Genomic DNA, 16,192 nt, shown 5'->3' on the forward strand with positions numbered 1-16,192 from the left:
TCCATGAAGACCATCATCGAGCCCTTCCGGGTCAAGGTCGTCGAGCCGATCCGCATGACCTCGCGCGCCGAACGCGAGGCCATCGTCGCCGCGGCGAAGTACAACCTGTTCCAGGTGCGCGCCGAGGACGTGATCGTCGACCTGCTGACGGATAGCGGGACCTCCGCCATGAGTGCGGCCCAGTGGGGGGCGCTCTTTCAGGGCGACGAGAGCTACGCCGGTGCGAGGAGCTTCTACCGCTTCCAGGCGGTCATCCGCGAGCTCACGGGCTTCGAGCACATCATTCCCACGCACCAGGGGCGGGCCGCGGAACGCATTCTGTTCTCGGTGATGGCGGGGCCGGGCAAGGTCGTGCCCAACAACACGCACTTCGACACCACGCGCGCCAACGTGGAGGCCGTCGGCGCGGTGGCGCTCGACCTGCCGTGCGAGGAGGCGCGAGACCTCGGCTCGCAGGCGCCCTTCAAGGGCGACGTGGACCTTGCGGGCCTGGCGCGCTGCCTCGAGGAGAACCCGGGGCGCGTGCCGCTCGTGATGGTCACGGTGACCAACAACTCCGGTGGTGGGCAGCCGGTGTCGCTCGCGAACCTGCGGGCGGTGCGCGAGCTCTGCACGAAGCACGGCGTGCCGCTCTACCTGGACGCGGCGCGCTTCGCCGAGAACGCCTATCTGATCAAGCTGCGCGAGCCGGGGCAGGCGGGGCGCTCGGCGCGCGAGATCGCCCGGGAGATGTTTCGCCTCTGCGACGGGGCCACGATGAGCGCCAAGAAGGACGCGCTCGTGAACATCGGCGGCTTCGTGGCCACCAACGACGGGGACGTCGCCGCGCAGATGCGCAACGTGCTCATCCTCACGGAAGGGTTTCCGACCTACGGCGGGATGGCGGGGCGGGACCTCGAGGCGATCGCAGTAGGTCTCGACGAGATTCTCGACGAGGACTACCTGAACTACCGCTTCGCCAGCACGCGCTACCTGGGGCAGCACCTGACGGAGATGGGCATTCCGCTGATGCAGCCGGTGGGGGGGCACGCGATCTACATCGACGCGCGCCGCATGCTGCCGCACATCCCGCCGCTCGAGTACCCCGGGCAATCCCTGGCGGTGGCCACCTACGTGGAGGGGGGCGTGCGCAGCGTGGAGGTCGGGAGCGTGATGTTCGGCCGACGCGACGAAGCGACCGGCGCCGAGACCGCTGCCCCGCGGGACCTCGTACGCCTGGCGATCCCGCGGCGGGTCTACACGCAGAGCCACATCGACTACGTGGTGGAGGTGATGCAGGAGGTCCATCGGCGCAAGGAGTTCTTGCGCGGGATGCGCATCGCCTGGCAGCCCCCCGCGCTGCGCCACTTCTCGGCCCACTTCGAACCGCTGACCTGAGGCCGGCCGCCCCGTCGGCCCCGGCGCCTGCGGCTCTCCCGTCCCTCTGCCGCAGCGCGTCGCGAGGCCCTTCGCGCCGCCCTCGAAAACCATCCAGCTGGCGCCGAGGCCAGCCGGAGGCCCTCCCCGCGCCGCGCAGAAATCAACCCGGGTGAGTTCGGAGAATCAACCCGGGTGCGGGGAGAGAGGCGGAGCGGTCGCGTGATTACGGGGCCTTGAGCGGTGACGAGGGAGAGGCGGAGGTCCCGAGCCGGATGGTACGCGCGTTGCCTTCTCCCCCGGGTGCGGACCCCGAGGAGGCCCCCATGCGTCGCGTTCTAGGCACTGCTCTCTGCTTCGCGCTCGTTCTCGCCGCGGCTGCGGCGTGGGCCCTGCCGGCCCACAAGCGGGCCCCGGCGGGCGGCCCTTCCCCGAATCTGCGGGTGAGCGTGGCGCGCCAGCTCCGCCTCGAGGTGGGCCTCTTGCCCGAGCTCGGCCAGACACGGCGTGCGCAGGGCGGCGCTCTCGGCCGGGCCGTGCGTGCCCTGCCGCTCGCGCAAGTGAAGCGCCTCGGTGCGCTGCTCGCCGACCCGACGCATGCGATCTTCGCCTACGGTACCGCGGTTCACGTCACGGCCGGCGGCACCCGCGCCACGTTCGAGGTGAACAAGGGTGCCGTGACGGTGCGCGCGCTGGCCGAGCTCGTCGTGGAGGAGGGGGGCGAGACGGGCCTCGGAGGCGGTGGCCTTGCCGACCTGCCCGCGCAGCCGGCGCAGATCCGCGGGCGTACCCGCCCCGCAACCTTCCGTTTCACCGCCCCGCGCGACGCCGGCCGTGGCGTCCAGGCGGTGGTCGTAGAAGGCACCGAAACCGGCCCGAACGCCGACACAGGCGGCCTCTTCGACCTCAGGTAATCGGCGTCGCTCGGCCGCTCCGCTGGAGCGATCGAGGGACACTCCCTACGGAGTGAACTCGATCGCGCCGATGTCCACGCCCGCGCCGACGGGAACCGTGGTGCCCTTCACGTCGCTCGTGTAGCCGGCCTGGATCGCCGCCGTGCTGCCGGTGTCGATGGCCGGGCTCCCCGCCTTGGGCGCGAAGTTGCCGCCCGCGGCGTTCGCGAGCAGGGGATCGATCTTCTTCGACGTCGCGGCGATGGTCGTCCCGCCGGCATCGACGGTCGGCGTGCCGCCCGTGCGCCAGTAGATGTTGTGGCTCTCGGTGCACCCTCCGGGGGCGTAGAGCGACTTCCAGTTCCCCCAGAGGATGTTGTTGCGCGCCTCGAGCAGCTTCGGGTTGCAGCGCGGGCAGAGGAGCGCTTCGGCCTCGGTGCCCGTCAGGTAGGCCGTGTTGTTCAGCACGCGCGCAGCGACGCTCGTTCCGGCGGGATCGGCGGAGCGAACGGCGAGAAACAGGGCGCGCTGGTCCTTCGTGTTCGACACCAGGTTGTACACGATCACGTTGTCGGCGCTGACCTTGCCCGCGTCCCAGCCGACCTCGGCGAACACCACCTCCTGCGTGGCCGTGTTGTGGTGCACCACGTTGCGCCTGCCGCCGTAGATCTCGACCGATGACCCGTCCTGACCGAAGTCGTACGAGCAGAAGGCGGCGTTGCCGGAGAAGGTGTTGAACGCGACCTCGTTGTCGTCCCCGTTGATCAGCACGCCCCACGCGCCGGAGTCGTCTTCGCCCCCTTGCGTGTTCTGCGACATGTTCACGTTGTCGGTGAGCTGGCTATTGAGGATGCGGTTGTGGTGCGACCCGGTCGCGACCAGCGCGCCCACCGTGAGTCGCGACGCGCGGCAGTTGCGCATGGTGTTGTAGGCGCCGGCGTTGAAGGCGAAGCCCACCCGCCAGCCGGTGGGGCAGTTGGGGCGGGAATCGGGAGGGGCGTCCGCCGTCACGTCCAGGTCTTCGAAGGCCTGGTACGAGCCGGTAACGACCACCACGAGCCCGTCGCTGTCGCCGTTCACGATGCGCGGCCGGTCCCCGGTGCCGAAGGCGCCGACCACCACCGGGCGCGCCGCCGTGCCCGTCCACTTCGCGAGCAGCGGCCCCGCGAAGGTGCAGGCGCGACGGAGGAGCAGCCGGTCACCGGCCGTGAGAGGCAAGCTGTTTGCCTTGCCGAGGGTCTTGATCGCGCTCGATGGAGAACGCCCGTCTCGAGTGTCGAGGCCGGCGGTGCAGTCCACGTAGTAGACCCGCCCGCTCGACGCGCCGTCACCTCCGGGTCCTGCTCCGTCTCGCGCAGGGCCCCTGTCAGAGATCCCCGCGTCGGGCACCGGAGGGCAGGGCGAGTTGCCGCAGCTCCAGTCCGCGAGGGGGGTCGCGTCGTAGAGGTTGCTCTTGCCCGCGCAGCCGCCGGCAAGGGCCGCCAGAAGCAGCCAGACGAATCCTTGGTGCCTCGGCAGGTCTAGCGCCCGGCCTCTGAACATGCGCCTCCTCTCACGGGTGGGATGACTATTCTATTCGGGAGGAGTCGACCCCCGCAAGGGCGGCGTCGAGCGCGGCGCGAAACTCCGTCGGCAGGAGCCGCGGGCGGCGGTCCTCGCCGACGTGAACCATCGCAGTGTAGCCCTCGGCCAGGAGCGCGAGCCCTTCGTCCGGACCGTCCACGCGATGCACCCGGTGTCCGATGCGAAAGCCCTTGCTGCGGACCTCCTCGACGAAGGAGTGCACCTCGAGCAGCTCGTCGAAGCGGGCCGAGGCGCGGAAGCGGCAGTGCGTCTCGGCGATCGGGATGCGCCAGTCGTAGGGCAGGCCGAGCTCGCGGAACATCTCGATCCGGCCCACTTCGAAGTACACGAAGTAATTGTTGTAGTAGACGATGCCGGAGGCGTCGGTCTCGGCAAAACGCACGCGCGTGCGCGTCGAGAAGGTGCGGTGCACGGAGCCTTTCTCGCCAGAGGTGGCCCTCGTGTCAAGTGCCGCCGTGCCCCTTCGCCCCGCACGGCGGTCGCGCGCTCGAGATTCGGATCCGGCGCCCGATTCCCGCACGGTCAGGCCACGACCGCCCCTGATATCGTGGGCGAAAACCCTGGCACCGGCCGTGCTGACGTCCCTCCGCGATGCGACGGGCTCTCCCCCTCTGCGTTGCGACCGGCTGCCTGACTCTCCTCGCCGGCACGGCCTCGCTGCGCGCCGAGGCGCCCCCTCGAGGCTATCCGAGCGGGCGACTCGAGGAGCACCTCCGGCCGGCGCCGCGGATCGAGGACCGTCGGGTGACGGTCTACCTTCCACCCGGCTACGACGCCGAGCGCGTCCGTCGCTACCCGGTGCTCTACCTGCACGACGGACAGAACCTCTTCAGCGCGAACGCGCCCTACGGCGGCTGGGCCGTCCAGCACACGGCCGACCGGCTCCTCGCCGCCGGGCGCATCGAGCCCGTCATCGTCGTGGGGGTCGAGAGCCACGGCCCGCGGCGGATGTGGGACCTCACGAGCTGCGACGACCGACGCTACGGCTATCGCGGCGGCGGAGCGGAGGCCTACCTCGACTTTCTCGAGCACGACCTCAAGCCCTGGGTGGACGCACGCTACCGCACGCGAGCCGGGCCCGAGGACACGGCGATCGGCGGGTCTTCCCTCGGAGGGCTGGTCTCGCTCCACGCCGGGCTGACGCGCGCGCACTGCTTTCGGCGGATCCTCGCCATGTCCCCGTCGCTCTGGTGGAATCGGCACGAGCTCGAGGGCCGCGTGCGTCGGGCGGCCGAGCTGCCGCCGATCGCGGTCTACCTCGACAATGGGAACTTCGAGGACGGCCGCCGCGGCGCCGAGCGCTTTCGCGACCTCTTACAGCGCAAGGGTCTGGGCTACGGCGAGCGGCTCTGGCACTGGACCGAACCGGCGGCCGAGCACACCGAGGCCGCCTGGCGCGAGCGTCTCTGGCGCGGACTGGAGGCGCTCTTCCCGTCGCACTAGCGGAACGAGCCGGCGGTACAGTCCCTCGGAAAGAGACTCGCGGGGTCCGCCGCGCCGGCCGTGTTGCAGTCGTAGTACTTCTTCGTCGCGTTCCAGCCGCACTTCGGGCTCGCGGTGCAATCCGCGCGATAGAGCTTGCCCCAGTCGAGCGGCACGCCGTCCTTGCCGATCATGGGCTCGCACCAGTAGAGGCGCTCGCCGTAGCAGCACCCCTCGAGCGGCAGGTTCTTGGCGGAGCAGGTGATGATGGTGATGCAGAGGCCGTACTGCGAGGTCACGAGCAGATCTTCGCCGCAGGTCTGGTCGATCGCGCAGCTCCCGCAGCTTCCGCCGCAGCCGTTGCTCCCGCACACCTTCGGTTTGCCGTCGGGGCGGGTGCACTTCGGCTTGCAGCCCCCGTCGGTCTTGACCCCGCTGTCCCGGAGCATGTTGGGGCGCCCGTCCCCTTTGGTGATCCCGCCGTCTCGGAGGGGAGGCGGGGGAGGCGGCTTGAAGTCGGTCGGGATCTTCGGTCCATCCGACCGGCTCAGCCGGGCGTCGGTCGTCGGTCCGCTCGGTCCGTCGGACGTGGCGCCGTCGCTCCGCCTCGCGCCGTCGCCGCGCGCGCCATCTGCGGCGGCCGGCCCGTCGGTCTGCGCGCCCTGATCGGTGATCCGGCCATCTCCGCTGACGGCGGGGAGGGAGCTGCATGCGGCGAGCGCTCCGACCCCAAGCAGTGCACAGATGACGCGACCTCTGACACGGTGGTTACGACCCACGGTGCATCCTCGCTGGCCTGTTTGGTGGCCCGTGTATCCACGATACCACGGACTCGTTGCTGGACTCAGCCGACGAGCCGATCCACGAGGGTGACGAGCATCCACCCCGGCAGGTAGGCGAGCGAGGCGAAGAAGAGCCGCCGGTCCCACGGGCGCCCCTCGGTGGCGCGCAGCCCCTGAACGGCCAGCACCGTGAGCCACGCTCCGAGCAGCGATGCGCCGACGAGGTAGACGCGTCCCGCGGTCCCCAAGGGGACGAGGAGCAGACTCGCGGACAAGAGCGCCGCGGCGCTGATCGCGGCGTGCCAGCGCGCCACGCGGTCCCCCCAGACGAGCGGCACGGTCTTGATCCCCGCGCGCGCGTAGTCCTCTCGCCGGAGGAGGGCGATGGCGATGAAGTGCGGCAGCTGCCAGAGGAAGAGCACGCCGAGGAGCACGAGTCCGGGGGCCTCGATGCGGCCGCGCGCGGCGGTCCAGCCCATGAGCGCCGGCATGGCCCCCGGGATGGCGCCGACGATCAACGCCCAGGGGGTGCGGCGCTTGAGCGGCGTGTAGGCCAGCACGTAGAGCGCGAGGGCCAGCGCGCCGAGCCCGGCGGTGAGGAGGTTCGTGCCGAGGACCAGCGCGGCGATGGAGCCGGCGCTCAGGCCGAGGCCCACGCCGAGCGCGACGCCCGCGCCGAGGCGTCCCGCGGGGAGCGGGCGACCGCGCGTGCGCTCCATCAGCCCGTCCCCCTCCCGCTCCAGGAGCATGTTGAGCGCGTTCGCGGCGGCCACGGCGAGGGCGGTGCCGATGAGGGTCCAGACGACGGTGGCAAGCGAGAGCTCGGTGCGGCTGAGCCAGAGCCCCCCGGCCGCCATGAGCACGTTGGTGACCGTGATCGTGGGCTTGGTGAGCGCGAGGAGATCCCCGAGGAAGGAGCTCTCCGTGTCTCGCTCAGCGCCCATGGGCCTCCCGAGTCAGCGGCACCCCCGCGGCCTGGACGGTGGTGCCATTCTCACGACCGGTTTGCGGACGGACGCCGGTGGCCCATTAGTAGCACCGCCCGTGTGTGCCGGCCATAGGGAGGAACGGCGAGGCCCCGCCGGTGCCCGCGCCCGCTGCGTCGCGCACCTCAACCTCAGGGAGGATACCGGTGGCGCGTATCGGCCCGCGCTTGACCTGCGGCAAGGTTGCGGCCCCTCGATTGGTTTAATAGAGTGCTGCGGTCACGGAGGCGGTGGCACGAAACTCGCTCTGCGACAGCGCGCCCCGGATCGAGATCGCGGCCCCGCGGACTGGCGACCCAGCTCGGGGGCTTGTGGAGAGGGATGGACCAGCGCATCGACCCACGCACCGATCGAGACGCCCAGCTCGCCGCGCGCCGCTGGTTCGGCCTCGCCGTGGGCAGCCTGATCGTCGCGGGCCTGCTGTCCCTCCTGCTCGTCGTCGCGCGCATGCCCCCCTTCAGCGCGTGGATCAGGGACCCCCTCTTCTTCAAACGCAGCCTGGTGGTCCACGTGGACCTGGCCCTGGTGGTCTGGTTCTACGCCTTCATCCTCTGTCTGCTCCACACCCTCCCGTCTCGCCGCTCCCTCTCGCCTCTCGCGCGCTACGCGCCGGCGGCCGGCTTCGTCGGGATGCTGGTGATCGTCGCGGCGGCGGGCGCGTCGGGCGCGCAGCCCATCCTGTCGAACTACATTCCGATGATCGACCACCCGCTCTTTCTCGGCGGGCTCCTCCTCTTCGGCCAGGCCGTCCTCGCGGGCGTGCTACAGGGGCGGCTCCTCCCGGCCTTCGAGGTGCCCGTCGGCTTCTTCCCGCTTCCCGACGCTGCGCGGCCCGGCCTCCGCGCCGCGGCGCTCGCCCTCCTCGTGGCGGCGCTCACCTTCGTGGCGAGCGGCCTCACCACGCCGCGCCTCCTCCCCGCGCAGAGCTACTACGAGTTCGTGGTCTGGGGCGGAGGGCACGTGCTCCAGTTCGCGAGCGTGGCGGGCATGCTGTCGGTCTGGATCATCTTGCTCACGCCGCTCCTCGGCGCGTCGCCGGTCAGCCGCCGCACCGCGACCCTGCTCTTCGGCCTGCTCACCCTGCCCCTCCTCGTGGCGCCCCTCTGGGGGCTCGAGGGCGCGAACACCGTGGCCGTGCACACCCGCTTCACGCGGCTGATGGAGTTCGGCATCTTTCCGGTGGTCACGATCTTCGTCGTGCTGTGCGTGGCCGCGATCTGGCGCGCGCGCCGCGAAGGACGCCTGCGGACGGCGGAGGTGGGCAGTGGGCCGCTCGTCGGCTTCTTCGTCAGCGCCGGGCTGACGGTCCTCGGCTTCGCGCTCGGGGCGATCATCAGCGGGTCGAACACGCTCATTCCGGCGCACTACCACGCGTCGATCGGAGCCGTGACGGCGGCCTTCATGACGGTGACCTATCGCCTGCTCGGTCATCTGGGCATGCCGCTCGAAGGCCGGCGCGTGCAGCGTCTGGCCACCTGGCAGCCGCTCCTCTTCGGCGTGGGGCAGTTCGTCTTCGCCTGCGGCTTCGCGCTCGCCGGTGCGCAGGGGATGCTGCGCAAGACCTATGGCAGCGAACAGCAGATCCGCGGCGCGCTCGATTACCTGGGCCTCGCCGTGATGGGGGTCGGCGGGCTCGTGGCCGTCGTGGGGGGCCTGCTCTTTCTCGGACTCGTGACCCTGGCCTGGCGCCGTCGTGCGACCGCCGCACGCGCGCCCCTCTTCGCGCACCGTCTACAAGGAGATACACATGGGAAGTGAAGCCCGACCCCTCGTGCAGAGGGTCCTCGACAATCCGTGGCTCCTCTTGCTCCTCGGTATTCTCATCCCCTTGGTCTCCTACACCATCTGGGGATGGGTCGAGCTGTGGAACATGGGCCCGGCCAAGCTGCCGTGAAAGGGAACTAGACGATGAGCATTCATGCACCTCCAGCAGATTGGTTCAAGGCGCCCTCGGGCGGCGAACGGGTCTGGATCGGCCTCGCGGTGATCTGGTGTCTCGTGCTCTCCGCGATGATGCCGTACTGGCACTTCAAGGGAAAACAGAACAGCACGGGCGAGTCGTACAGCGTCAAGCCGATGGACTTCTTCAACCGCGTCGAGACCTTCGTGAAGGCCGGCAAGGTGGCCGACGAGAAGGGCGTCCCCGTGGTGACCGCCGCGCCGGGAAGCGACATCTACCTGCTCGGCCGGATGTGGCAGTGGCACCCGATTCTGAAGATCAAGAAGGGGCAGACCTACCGACTGCACGTCTCGTCGATGGACTTGCAGCACGGCTTCTCGCTCATGCCGTTGAACATGAACTTCCAGGTGCTGCCGGGCTACGATCACGTGCTCACCATCACCCCCACCGCCGCCGGCGACTATCCGATCATCTGCAACGAGTTCTGCGGCATCGGGCACCACCTGATGACCGGCAAGATCATCGTGGAGGAGTAGGGGACAACCATGGCCCAGGGAAACTTCGCGCCCAATGAGATGCGCAAGTGCGACACGACGGGGTTGCCCGTCTGTCTGCACGCGCAGCGCTACATCAAGCTCAACGCCGTCTTCGCGGTGATCTTCCTGCTCGTCGGGGGGATCGCCGCGCTTCTGCTCGGCCTCACCCGCTGGCCGGCCGTCCACCTGCTGCCCGCGGACTGGTACTACCGGATGGTGACCGTCCACGGTCTGAGCATGCTGATCTTCTGGATCATCTTCATGGAGATCGCCATCCTCTACTTCGCCGGCACGACGCTGCTCAACTCGCGTTTGGCCTCGAAAAAGATCGCCGCCCTCTCGTTCTTCCTCATGCTGGTCGGGGCCCTGATGGTCGAGACGATCATCTGGATGGGCAAGGCCGACGTGATGATGACCTCCTACGCGCCGCTCAAGGCCCATCCGGCCTTCTACCTCGGCATCATTCTCTTCGCGGTCGGTGCGATCTTCGGCGTGGCGAACTTCTTCGGCTGCCTCTACATCGCGAAGCGCGATAAGACCTACGAGGGCTCGGTGCCGCTCGTGGTCTTCGGCGCCACGGCTGCGGCGATCATCGCGGCGGTGACCCTGCTCCACGGCGCGATCGTGATGATCCCCACCTTCCTCTGGTCGGTCGGCGTCCTCGATAAGATCGATCCGGCGTGGTACCGCATCACCTGGTGGGGCCTCGGCCACATGTCGCAGCAGATCAACGTCTGCGCGATGGTCTCCGTGTGGTACTTCCTGGGCACGCTGACCACGGGGGCCAAGCCGCTCAACCAGGCGGTCTGCCGCGTGGCCTTCATGCTCTACATCCTCTTCATCAATCTCGCGTCGGCCCACCACCTCCTCGTGGACCCGGGCGTCGGCGCGGGCTGGAAGATCTGGAACACCTCGTACGCCATGTACCTCGCGGTCCTCGCCTCCATGATCCACGGCTTCACCGTGCCCGCCTCGGTCGAGGTGGCCATGCGCGGCAAGGGGCACGATCGCGGTCTCTTCGGCTGGCTGGCCGCCGCACCGTGGGGGAACCCGGGCTTTTCGGGCTTCTTCCTCTCGCTCGTGATCTTCGGCTTCCTCGGCGGCATCACCGGCGTGACCCTCGGAACGCAGCAGATCAACATCATCGCGCACAACACGCTGCGCATCCCGGGGCACTTCCACTCCACCGTCGTGGGCGGAACGACGCTGGCCTTCATGGCGCTGGCCTACTACGTGGTGCCGCTCATCTTCCAGAAGGAGTACCCGGCCAAGGCCCTGGCGCGCATTCAGCCCTTCCTCTTCGCCATCGGCATCGTGCTCGTCTCCGTGGGCATGTCGTTCGCCGGTTCGTACGGCGTTCCCCGCCGTCACTGGGACGTGGAGTTCTCGGGCGCGCAGCTTTCCGCCGGTTTCACCTCCGGCGCGCACCTGATGCTCGGCCTCGTCGGCGTTGGCGCGATCCTGGCCTTCACCGCGCTCTTCATCTTCATCGGGCTCACGGTGTGGGCGGTCTTCTTCGGCCGCTCGAACGCGGGGCGCGCGATGGAGAGCTGGGGCGAGGTCAAGCCGGCCACGGCGAGTGCGGCTCCTGCGGCGCACGGCCACGACGGGCATCGGACCCCGGGCACCATGGTGCTCGCGCTGGTGCTGCTCATCTCCTTCGCGGTCTACTACTTCGCCAACTGGAAGGCCCTGGCCGACGTCTGGCACGTGAGGTAGTTTCGTCGTAACCCCCCTGGAGTACCCCCCCATGACCACGCAGACCCTCGAAGATCGGCGGACCCGCCCGCTGGTCTGGGTGCAGCACGTCCTGTCGAGCTGGCGCCTGCCGATCTTCGTCCTTTCGCTCTTGCTCTTCCTCAACCTGCTCCTGCTCGCGCTGCTGCTTCTGCCCGCCTCGGGCAGCAAGCTCGGCGCCTTCGCCGAGGACTTCCGCATCTGGTGCTTCGGCTACGATCCTCTGACGGGGCGCCACAGCGTGACCCAGATCGTGGCCGTCTTCAGCGAGCCGGTGATTCTCGCGCTCATCATCGTGGGGGTGTGGTGGACGCCGCTCAAGGGCCTGCTCGCGGGGCCCAAGCGCGCGGCCCTGCCCTGGGTGGGAGCGGCCCTGGCCCTCGCGGTGGGGGCGGCGGTGCTGGTCACCACCATGGAGCGGACCCAGGCCGGCGGTCCGCAGCCCTTTCCCGCGGAGAGGTTGCGGGTGGCGCTCCATCCGCCCGCCTTCGAGCTCACGAATCACACGGGTGAGAAGCTGAGCCTTGCGGCGCTGAAGGGGAAGGTCGTCCTGATCACCGCCGTCTACGCCACGTGCGGCCACACCTGCCCCATGATCCTCGGGCAGGCCAAGCGCGCGGTGGCCAAGCTCTCGGCCGCCGAGAAGAGGGACCTACGGGTCATCGGCATCACGCTCGACCCCGAGCGGGACGACCCGAAGGCCATGGCCTCGATGGCGGCCGGTCAGGAGGTCGAGGCGCCGCTCTTCAACCTGCTCTCCGGAGAGTCGAAGCTCGTGAACCGCATCCTCGATGAGCTCCAGGTGGCTCGCAAGCGCGACAAGAAGACGGGCGTGATCGATCACGCGAACGTCTTCTTCGTCCTTGACCGCCGTGGCAAGATTGCCTACCGGTTGACCCTCGGACCGCAGCAGGAGCGGTGGCTGGGAAGCGCGCTGAAGGTCTTGCTGCGAGAAAGCTAGGCAGTATTGCTCGACAAAGTCCCCTGCGACGACGCGAGCGCCCCCGACGGCGCGGCGCCCAGCTCCGCCACGGAAACCGCTTCGCCCCCCCCCGGGGAGCCGAAGCTGCCGCCCTTGCCCGGGCCCGTCGTCAAGCACACGAGCGCCATGCCGCCGGTTCGGGGCCAGGTCTTGCTCAAACCGGTCGACCGGGGCCTGACCTGGCTCGCCGACCTCGTGCGTCGCGCGGTCCCCGACGAGGTGAACCCGGTGATCCAGACCGGCGCCGTGGCGAACATCTCGTTGCTCATCGCCTGCGCCACGGGAGTCCTGCTGCTCATCTGGTACAGCTCGAGCGTGCACCAGGCGCACGAGTCGCTCGAGGCCATGCGCCAGGCGCCGCTCACCGCGCAGCTCGTGCGCTCCCTCCATCGCTACAGCTCCGACGCCTGCATGCTCTTCGTGGTGCTCCACGCGTCCCAGTACTTTTTCGCGCGCCGCTTCACGGGGGCGCGGTGGCTGGCCTGGATCACGGGGCTCTTCCTCATCGGCTCGCTCTGGTTCGTGGGCTGGCTCGGCTACTGGCTGGTCTGGGACGAGCGGGGCAAGCAGGTGGCGCTGGCCTCGGCGAAGCTGCTCGACGTGCTCCCCATCTTCGCCGACCCGCTCGGCCGGTCGTTTCTCACCGACTCGAGCGTCAACTCGCTCCTCTTCTTCATGGTCTTCTTCTTCCACATGCTCCTGCCGCTCGGCATGGGCATCGCACTCTGGCTGCACATCACGCGCTGCAGTCGGCCGAACTTCCTCGGTACCTGGAAGCTGGCGGCGTGGGTCCTGGGCTCGCTGGTGGTGCTGTCGCTCGTGCTGCCGGCCTTCAGCGTCGGCCCGGCGAAGATGCTCGCGCCCCCGACGAAGCACGGCATCGACTGGTGGTACCTCATGCCCATCGCCTTCGCCGACCGGCTGAGCGGCGGGATGCTCTGGGCGCTCACCCTGCTCGTCTCGCTCGTGCTCTACGGCGCCCCGTGGTGGATGCGCAAGGCGCGGGTGCGGCCGGCGGTGGTCAGCGAGGAGGCCTGCACCTCCTGCGAGAAGTGCTACAACGACTGCCCCTACGGCGCGATCTCCATGGTGCCGCGCAGCGACGGTCGGAACTACCCGAGCCGCGCGCAGGTCGACCCGAGCCGCTGCGTGGGCTGCGGCATCTGTGCCGGGTCGTGCGACTCGGCGGGGATCGGGCTGCCGTGGTTGCCAGTCTGGGATCAGCGTCGCCGCATCGAGTCCTGGGTCGAGGAGCAGACCGCAGGGGAGAAGAAGCCCTACCTGGCGCTCGTGTGCGCCGAGTCGGCGGGCCAGGGGCTCTCCGTGGAGCCGGAGAGCGGCGCGTGCAGCGAGCTGCCGGGCTACCGCGTGCTGCCCATCCCGTGCTCGGGCTGGGTGCATCCGCTGTCGATCGAGCGGGCGCTGAAGCGCGGCGCGGAGGGCGTGCTCGTGGTCGGCTGCAGCCCCGGCGGCTGCCGGTACCGCGAGGGGGGAGCCTGGACCGAGCTGCGCCTCGCGGGGCAGCGAGAGCCCGTGCTGCGACACGACAAGGTCGACGCGGCGCGCGTGCGGTTTCTGCGCCTCGATTCCCCCGAGCGCGGACGTCTCGTCGAGGAGGCGCGGGCCTTTCGGGAGGGACGGTTGAGCTCGCAGCGACGGAGCGTTTCCCGCATGCGGAGCGTTCCGGCGGGTGCCGCGATTGCCGCGGCCTTGGGCGCCGTGACCTTCCTGCCGAGCGACCTCGCGTACAGCACGCCGCCGCGGACCTCGGCCGAGCTGCTCGTGTCGGTCAAGCATCCGGGGCGCGCCGGCGACCAGTGCCGCAAGGTCAGCCCCGAGGAGCTGGCCAAGCTCCCGCCGCACATGCGCAGGCCCACGATCTGCGAGCGCGGCCGGGCGTCGGTGCGCGTCCGGGTCAGCGTGGACGGTCGGGTGCTGCTCGAGCGGCCCTTCGCCCCGCGGGGGATCTTCGGCGACGGCAACAGCATCGCCATCGAACGGTTCCCGGTGGCCTCGGGGAAGCACCGCGTGGTGGTGGAGCTCGGCGAGACCCGCGACCCCAAGGAGTGGAGCTTCCGCAGCGAAAAGGAGGTCACCTTCGAGGGCCTGGTCCGCCGCGTGGTGCTCTACGACCGGCTGGCGGGTTTCACGTGGCATTGAGCTGCGTGGCCGCAGGTGCGGCGCGCCGTCTCGGCCAGTTTCTGGCGACGCATTGGCTAAACTAAAGCCTATCCGCTATAATTTAGACAATGGTCGTTGCTGGCCGCTTACGCACACATCCCGTTCTCTCCGTAGCAGAAGCAGCCCTCCAGCTCCGGCGGAATCCGGCCCGGGTTCGGGCGATGATCGCGGCCGGGCTTCTCGACGCGGACAAGATCGGGGGCCGATGGCTGGTCCACGCCGATAGCGTCGAGCGGCGACGGGAAGCGCAGGTTCAGCCGGGACGACTCTTCAGCGCCAGGAGGGCCTGGGGGGTTCTCTTCATCGCGGCCGGGATGCGTCCCGACTGGCTGGCCCCATCGGAGCTCTCGCGGCTCAGGCGCCGAGTGAGGGAGGTCTCCCTCGAGGATCTTTCGCCTCGGCTGCGTAGCCGGGCCGTGCTTCATGGGCTGCGGGCTCATCCCTCCGACCTGCCGCGAATCGCCGAAAACCGCTCCCTCGTGCGCGCTGGGATCAGCGCTGCCCCTCAATACGGCGTGGACCTCGCTCCCTCCGCCGGCATGCTGGACGGGTATCTCCCGGCCAAGCGCTTGGCCCCCCTCGTCAAGAAGTACGCCCTCCAGCCCGGCCCGAAGCCCAATCTGATTCTGCGCGTCGTACAGGGCACGTGGCCGTTCGAGGCCGGCATCGCCATGGCTCCCGCGGTTGTCGTTGGCCTGGATCTGTTCGAGTCGGATGACCCTCGCCTCCGGCGGGCCGGCCGGGAGTTGCTGCGGAGGGCGCGATGATCGATCTGGTCGCCCAGGACGCGCTCACGGCGGCCATCTGGGACCGGCTCCTGATGCGACGGAGCGATTCTCTCATCAAGTCGGCCCGCGGTGGTTCGTGCCTCCGGCGCCCCACTTGCGCTACCATTTGACGCTGCATGACCTTCCGAGGATGGATCGGCCGACGAGCCTGGGTTGCGATCGCGCTGGTCGGGATGGGGTGCGAGCGAAACGGCTCGCCCGCGAGCCTCTGTTCCCCGCCCGCGCCGTGCGGGTTGCCCTGCTGTACGAGCGCCGAGGAGTGCCGGGCGAGCGTCTGTGAGGGTGTGCTCTGGGTCTGCCGCCGCCTCGGCGACGAGAGCTTCGGCTGGGTCGAGAACGGCCAGCGCTGCGTGGCGCCCCCGACGGACGGCGGCGGGGGGCCGGTCGACCTGCGCATCGGGGCGAGGGACGCTTCGCCCGACAGGCTTCGCGCGGACAGCCAGACGAGCTGCACCGGCACCTCGTGCGGGGCCCACGCCGCGTGCGGCAGCGCGGGGTGCGGCTGCGTGAAGGGCTACGCGAACCTCGACGGCCGCTGGGACAACGGCTGCGAGGCGCTGCACCCGACCTGCGCCGCGAACAACTGCGACGCCTGCCCCGACGGCTACTGCGGGGTCAACGCGCGCTGCACCGATCGCGGCAAGTGCCGCTGCGCGAGCGGCGCGTGGCGCAACCTGGACGAGGACTGGAAGAACGGGTGCGAGACGCCGTCCATCGACTGTCGTCCGGACAACTGCAACGCCTGCTACACGGCGTACTGCGGCCCTCAGGCCCAGTGCCAGATGAGCATCTGCGGCTGCGATACGCCGGGGTACGCGAACTGCGACGGCCTCTGGGAGCAGAACGGGTGCGAGTGCAAGGGGACCTGCGGCGGCGACGGGAAGTGCCGGCCGAGCCCCTGAGCGCGCCCTGACGGCGGGCCGGAGAGAGGCTCGCCTGCGGGCCGGAGAGACGCGCGCCTGCTGCCTGGCATGACCCCTGCGGATCGCCCGCGATCACAAATGCCTCGCAGCTAGCCCGCTACGTGGGGGCGTGGTAACACACC

Annotated in this window: 15 protein-coding genes; 11 read left to right on the plus strand and 4 right to left on the minus strand. The window is 69.7% G+C overall.

The window, feature by feature from the left end; genetic code table 11:
- The first annotated feature begins 3 nt into the window (after positions 1 to 3).
- Both IT371_27740 and IT371_27745 read left to right on the plus strand, forming a co-directional pair.
- Positions 4 to 1,377: a tryptophanase gene (locus IT371_27740; GenBank protein ID MCC6751476.1), complete on the plus strand. Its 1,374-nt coding sequence runs from the start codon at positions 4 to 6 to the stop codon at positions 1,375 to 1,377.
- A gap of 305 nt (positions 1,378 to 1,682) precedes the next feature.
- Positions 1,683 to 2,270: a hypothetical protein gene (locus tag IT371_27745; GenBank protein MCC6751477.1), complete on the plus strand. Its 588-nt coding sequence runs from the start codon at positions 1,683 to 1,685 to the stop codon at positions 2,268 to 2,270.
- 45 nt (positions 2,271 to 2,315) lie between these two features.
- Here IT371_27745 and IT371_27750 read toward each other — a convergent pair whose 3' ends face one another.
- A complete protein-coding gene (locus IT371_27750) occupies positions 2,316 to 3,791 on the minus strand; it encodes a hypothetical protein (GenBank protein ID MCC6751478.1) in 1,476 nt (491 codons plus the stop codon).
- 25 nt (positions 3,792 to 3,816) lie between these two features.
- Positions 3,817 to 4,245 carry an acyl-CoA thioesterase gene (locus IT371_27755; protein ID MCC6751479.1) on the minus strand — a complete coding sequence of 143 codons (429 nt, stop codon included), beginning with the start codon at positions 4,243 to 4,245 and terminating at the stop codon, positions 3,817 to 3,819.
- A gap of 179 nt (positions 4,246 to 4,424) precedes the next feature.
- Here IT371_27755 and IT371_27760 point away from each other — a divergent pair, with 179 nt between their 5' ends.
- Positions 4,425 to 5,276, plus strand: coding sequence for an alpha/beta hydrolase (locus IT371_27760; GenBank protein MCC6751480.1), 852 nt, complete (start codon positions 4,425 to 4,427; stop codon positions 5,274 to 5,276).
- Here IT371_27760 and IT371_27765 read toward each other — a convergent pair.
- Together IT371_27765 and cyoE are read right to left on the minus strand one after the other, a co-directional pair.
- The gene (locus IT371_27765; protein MCC6751481.1) at positions 5,273 to 6,034 is read right to left on the minus strand and encodes a hypothetical protein; all 762 of its coding nucleotides are present in this window, start codon (positions 6,032 to 6,034) and stop codon (positions 5,273 to 5,275) included. The genes IT371_27760 and IT371_27765 overlap by 4 nt on opposite strands.
- Positions 6,035 to 6,099: 65 nt before the next feature.
- Positions 6,100 to 6,981 carry a protoheme IX farnesyltransferase gene (gene cyoE, locus IT371_27770; protein MCC6751482.1) on the minus strand — a complete coding sequence of 294 codons (882 nt, stop codon included), beginning with the start codon at positions 6,979 to 6,981 and terminating at the stop codon, positions 6,100 to 6,102.
- Between the two features lie 363 nt (positions 6,982 to 7,344).
- Here cyoE and IT371_27775 point away from each other — a divergent pair, with 363 nt between their 5' ends.
- The 8 genes from IT371_27775 to IT371_27810 all read left to right on the plus strand — a co-directional run bounded on the left by IT371_27775 (position 7,345) and on the right by IT371_27810 (position 16,049).
- The gene (locus IT371_27775) at positions 7,345 to 8,781 is read left to right on the plus strand and encodes a hypothetical protein (protein MCC6751483.1); all 1,437 of its coding nucleotides are present in this window, start codon (positions 7,345 to 7,347) and stop codon (positions 8,779 to 8,781) included.
- The gene (locus IT371_27780; GenBank protein ID MCC6751484.1) at positions 8,771 to 8,917 is read left to right on the plus strand and encodes a hypothetical protein; all 147 of its coding nucleotides are present in this window, start codon (positions 8,771 to 8,773) and stop codon (positions 8,915 to 8,917) included. The genes IT371_27775 and IT371_27780 overlap by 11 nt, the downstream gene beginning before the upstream one ends.
- A 14-nt stretch (positions 8,918 to 8,931) precedes the next feature.
- Complete coding sequence (locus IT371_27785) at positions 8,932 to 9,459, plus strand: cytochrome c oxidase subunit II (GenBank protein ID MCC6751485.1); 528 nt, start codon at positions 8,932 to 8,934, stop codon at positions 9,457 to 9,459.
- Positions 9,460 to 9,498: 39 nt separating this feature from the next.
- Entirely contained in the window at positions 9,499 to 11,178 is a 1,680-nt protein-coding gene (locus IT371_27790) for a cbb3-type cytochrome c oxidase subunit I (protein MCC6751486.1), read from the plus strand.
- A 31-nt stretch (positions 11,179 to 11,209) separates the two neighbouring features.
- The gene (locus tag IT371_27795; GenBank protein ID MCC6751487.1) at positions 11,210 to 12,157 is read left to right on the plus strand and encodes an SCO family protein; all 948 of its coding nucleotides are present in this window, start codon (positions 11,210 to 11,212) and stop codon (positions 12,155 to 12,157) included.
- A gap of 6 nt (positions 12,158 to 12,163) precedes the next feature.
- Positions 12,164 to 14,338, plus strand: a complete 2,175-nt coding sequence (locus tag IT371_27800; GenBank protein ID MCC6751488.1) for a hydrogenase iron-sulfur subunit — start codon at positions 12,164 to 12,166, stop codon at positions 14,336 to 14,338.
- An 89-nt stretch (positions 14,339 to 14,427) separates the two neighbouring features.
- Positions 14,428 to 15,126: a helix-turn-helix domain-containing protein gene (locus IT371_27805; protein ID MCC6751489.1), complete on the plus strand. Its 699-nt coding sequence runs from the start codon at positions 14,428 to 14,430 to the stop codon at positions 15,124 to 15,126.
- A 137-nt stretch (positions 15,127 to 15,263) separates the two neighbouring features.
- Positions 15,264 to 16,049 carry a hypothetical protein gene (locus IT371_27810; GenBank protein ID MCC6751490.1) on the plus strand — a complete coding sequence of 262 codons (786 nt, stop codon included), beginning with the start codon at positions 15,264 to 15,266 and terminating at the stop codon, positions 16,047 to 16,049.
- Positions 16,050 to 16,192 lie beyond the last annotated feature (143 nt).

It is taken from the genome of Deltaproteobacteria bacterium (assembly GCA_020848905.1).
GTDB lineage: Bacteria > Myxococcota_A > Polyangia.

Bases quoted from the DNA above. Each gene is read 5' to 3' on its own strand.
- IT371_27740 (MCC6751476.1), top strand. From the start codon at position 4: ATGAAGACCATCATCGAGCCCTTCCGGGTCAAGGTCGTCGAGCCGATC.
- IT371_27745 (MCC6751477.1), top strand. From the start codon at position 1,683: ATGCGTCGCGTTCTAGGCACTGCTCTCTGCTTCGCGCTCGTTCTCGCC.
- IT371_27750 (MCC6751478.1), bottom strand. From the start codon at position 3,791: ATGTTCAGAGGCCGGGCGCTAGACCTGCCGAGGCACCAAGGATTCGTC.
- IT371_27760 (MCC6751480.1), top strand. From the start codon at position 4,425: ATGCGACGGGCTCTCCCCCTCTGCGTTGCGACCGGCTGCCTGACTCTC.
- cyoE (MCC6751482.1), bottom strand. From the start codon at position 6,981: ATGGGCGCTGAGCGAGACACGGAGAGCTCCTTCCTCGGGGATCTCCTC.
- IT371_27775 (MCC6751483.1), top strand. From the start codon at position 7,345: ATGGACCAGCGCATCGACCCACGCACCGATCGAGACGCCCAGCTCGCC.
- IT371_27780 (MCC6751484.1), top strand. From the start codon at position 8,771: ATGGGAAGTGAAGCCCGACCCCTCGTGCAGAGGGTCCTCGACAATCCG.
- IT371_27785 (MCC6751485.1), top strand. From the start codon at position 8,932: ATGAGCATTCATGCACCTCCAGCAGATTGGTTCAAGGCGCCCTCGGGC.
- IT371_27790 (MCC6751486.1), top strand. From the start codon at position 9,499: ATGCGCAAGTGCGACACGACGGGGTTGCCCGTCTGTCTGCACGCGCAG.
- IT371_27795 (MCC6751487.1), top strand. From the start codon at position 11,210: ATGACCACGCAGACCCTCGAAGATCGGCGGACCCGCCCGCTGGTCTGG.
- IT371_27805 (MCC6751489.1), top strand. From the start codon at position 14,428: ATGGTCGTTGCTGGCCGCTTACGCACACATCCCGTTCTCTCCGTAGCA.
- IT371_27810 (MCC6751490.1), top strand. From the start codon at position 15,264: ATGACCTTCCGAGGATGGATCGGCCGACGAGCCTGGGTTGCGATCGCG.